Source organism: Colwellia sp. 6M3, from assembly GCF_014077595.1.
In the GTDB taxonomy this organism is placed as follows: Bacteria; Pseudomonadota; Gammaproteobacteria; order Enterobacterales; family Alteromonadaceae; genus Cognaticolwellia.
Genome location: NZ_JACGWF010000163.1, coordinates 1 through 3,018 on the forward strand (window position 1 = coordinate 1; position 3,018 = coordinate 3,018).

3 protein-coding genes are annotated in these 3,018 nt (G+C 37.8%); all 3 read right to left on the reverse strand.

Annotation, left to right across the window (positions count from 1 at the left end; all coding sequences use genetic code 11):
* Positions 1-1,742, reverse strand: a 1,742-nt coding sequence (locus tag H4J50_RS18655) for a response regulator (RefSeq protein WP_182257661.1), incomplete at its 3' end; no start/stop codon positions are given.
* A 29-nt stretch (positions 1,743-1,771) separates the two neighbouring features.
* Positions 1,772-2,224: a response regulator gene (locus tag H4J50_RS18660; RefSeq protein WP_108457623.1), complete on the reverse strand. Its 453-nt coding sequence runs from the start codon at positions 2,222-2,224 to the stop codon at positions 1,772-1,774.
* The coding region (locus H4J50_RS18665; protein ID WP_259366302.1) for an ATP-binding protein at positions 2,214-3,018 on the reverse strand (805 nt) is incomplete at its 5' end. The genes H4J50_RS18660 and H4J50_RS18665, both read right to left, overlap by 11 nt.

Below are 3,018 nucleotides of genomic sequence, written 5' to 3' on the forward strand. Positions count from 1 at the left end.
TTACTTTCGTTGCGCAGTAGGTCTTGGCATATTTGAGCTGTTTGTGCTTTTACTGCTTCAACACCTAGAGATTCAAGTAATAGTACGGTTACATCAGCGGCGTCTTCATCGTCTTCAACCACTAAAATTCGCTGTGCACTGGCTTGCAATATATTTGAGTTTGGTTGGTTTTCTACCATGAGATAGTTAGCCAAGCTTTGGTATAGCTCGTATTTGTCTATTGGCTTGGCAACTATATGATTAAAACCAAGTGCTAATAATTCTTGCTTTACACCTTTCATGGTGGCAGCAGTAACAGCAATAATAGGGTTGTTAAAATCTAACGCTCTTAACTCCTGAATCGCTCGTTTGCCGTCTAATGTTGGCATGTGAATATCCATTAAAACAAGATCAAAACTATGACCTTTTTCGCGAGCTAATTCAGATTCCTCTATTGCTTGTAAGCCATTAGATGCATAACTAACATTGAGGCCAAACGATTGACAAATATGACCAATTAACAGTCTGATATCATCCATATCATCAACGACTAATACATGCCCTTGTAATGGTGCGAGTGCCAAAAATTCATGGGTTGAATGTTCTTGCTCAAAAGCCAGTAGCACTCGTTCTTGATTAACAATATCGCCAGGATCGATGGAAAATGTAAATTCGCTGCCTTGATTTACAACAGATTGAACCTTGATTGAACCGCCCATATGCTGAATTAATTCAGTACAAATTGATAAACCTAAACCAGCACCTTGTTCTTTTCTTGATATAAAATCTTCAACTTGCTCAAAGGGCTTAAATATATTGCCTAACATATTCTCTGGAATACCTTGGCCTGTGTCTACGACTGAAAATTTCAGCATTTCTTTTTCATTGATTAGCTCAGTCCAAACACTTAACGAAACTTGACCTTTTTCGGTAAATTTAATGCCGTTATGAAGTAAGTTAATCAGTACTTGGCGTAGGCGTACAGGATCGGAATATATTTCTAAAGGTAATGGGGTGCGGGCGTGCATCACTAACTTAATATTTTGATTAGCAGCATGCACTTGCATTAAACAAAATATATCTGCGATGAAGCTGTCTAGGTTAATGTTGGCAAAGTTATATTCAAGTTTACCAACGGCAATTTTTGATAAATCGAGGACATTGTTTAATAAGCCTAATAAGTGTTTGCCATTATTTAATATAATATTGAGTTCAGTTTCAGCACTTGGGGCTTTATGATTGTTTAATAATATTTCGGTATAGCCAAGTATTGAGGTTAATGGTGTTCGAAGTTCATGGCTTAAGTGTGCTAGAAACCTATCTTTTGATTGGTTTTGCATTTCGGCGTTTATACGCTCAACCCGTTCATTTTCAATTTCTTGTCGAGCCAAGGCATACCTAATAGCACGAGCAAATCTTGAGGTGGTAATTTCACCCTTAACGAGATAATCAACAGCGCCAGCAGCTAACGCAGACTGATCAAGCGTCTCGTCCGATTGGCCTGTTAGCATTATTATCGGTGTTGAACAGCCGGCTTTTGATGCTTTTTCTAATACCGTTAAGCCATTGTATGCACCAAGTTGATAATCAAGAAGGCAAATATCATGCTTTCCAAGGTTAAGCTGCTCCAGTGCTTTTGTTGGATTGGTTACCCAGTCTATTTCAAATGTATGTGAGTCTAACTGATTCAGATATTCACTGGTGAGAATGTAATCATCTTCATCATCTTCAACAAGTAGTACACGAGCAACTGGTGTGGGCATATTTTTTATATTCATTGGCTTTTTATAATTTATTCATTGGGTAACTCAACAAACTCTATCCAATATTTACCTAGCGCTTTCATTAGCTCTACTAAACCTTCAAAGTTCACCGGTTTAGTAATATAAGATGCCGCGCCTAAGTTATATCCTTTAACTTTATCTTCTTCTTGCCCTGAAGTGGTCAGAATAACAACCGGTATATTTTGTAATTCTGCATCTGCTTTAATTTCTTTCAGTGCTTCTCTGCCATCTTTTCTTGGCATGTTTAAATCAAGCAGAATTAACCCCGGTCTTGGTGAGGTGGCAGGATCTGCGTATTTACCTTCTCTTCTGAGGTATTCGAGTAGCTCCACGCCGTCTTCTACACAATATAAGTTATTGCGAACTCTACTTTCTTGTAAGGCGTCTTGTGTTAATAAACGATCATCTTCATCGTCATCTGCCATCAAAATAGTGAAAGGTTTACCTTTACTACTTAGCATTAGTATCTTCTCCAGTTAAGTTAATTAAAGTATTATTAACAGGAATTTCAATCCTGAATTGTGTTCCCTCACCCAATATACTGGTTGCTGAAATTTTCCCGCCATGCCTTTCTACTATTCGCCTGCATATGGCTAAACCAATCCCCGTACCTTTATATTCAGTTCTGGCATGTAGGCGTTGAAAAGGGACAAATATTTTATCGGCAAACTCTTGTTCAAAGCCAATACCATTGTCTTTTACAATGATGATATGCCATTGCTCTTGAGCAATTTCTTGTTGGCAATATTGTATGGTAATTATTGGCTGAACATCATCTTTTCTAAATTTAATAGCGTTAGAAATTAAGTTTAGAAAAAGGTGGTGCATTTGGCTCGCGTCAGCATTAATTTCGGGCAAATCATCCAATAAAATTTTTGCACCGCTTTCTCCTATACTGATCTCTATGTCGTCAATGGTACTTTCAATAAGGTGTTGTAAAGGCACATTGGTAAAAGGTTTTCCGCGGGTTGATATACGCGAAAACTCAAGTAAATCATTGATCAGATTTGACATGCGCTCGGCAGCATTTTTCATTCTGTTGATGTAATCAGCGCCCTTTTCGTCTAATGATTGTGCATAGTTTGTTTGCAACCGGTCACCAAAAGCACGAATTTTTCTTAGCGGTTCTTGTAAATCATGTGAGGCAACAAAAGCAAAATCTTCTAATTCACGGTTACTGCGTGATAACTCATCTGAATAAAGCGTGAGTTCTTTGGTTCGAGCAGCAACTTTTTGTGCTAATTCTTTATTTTTT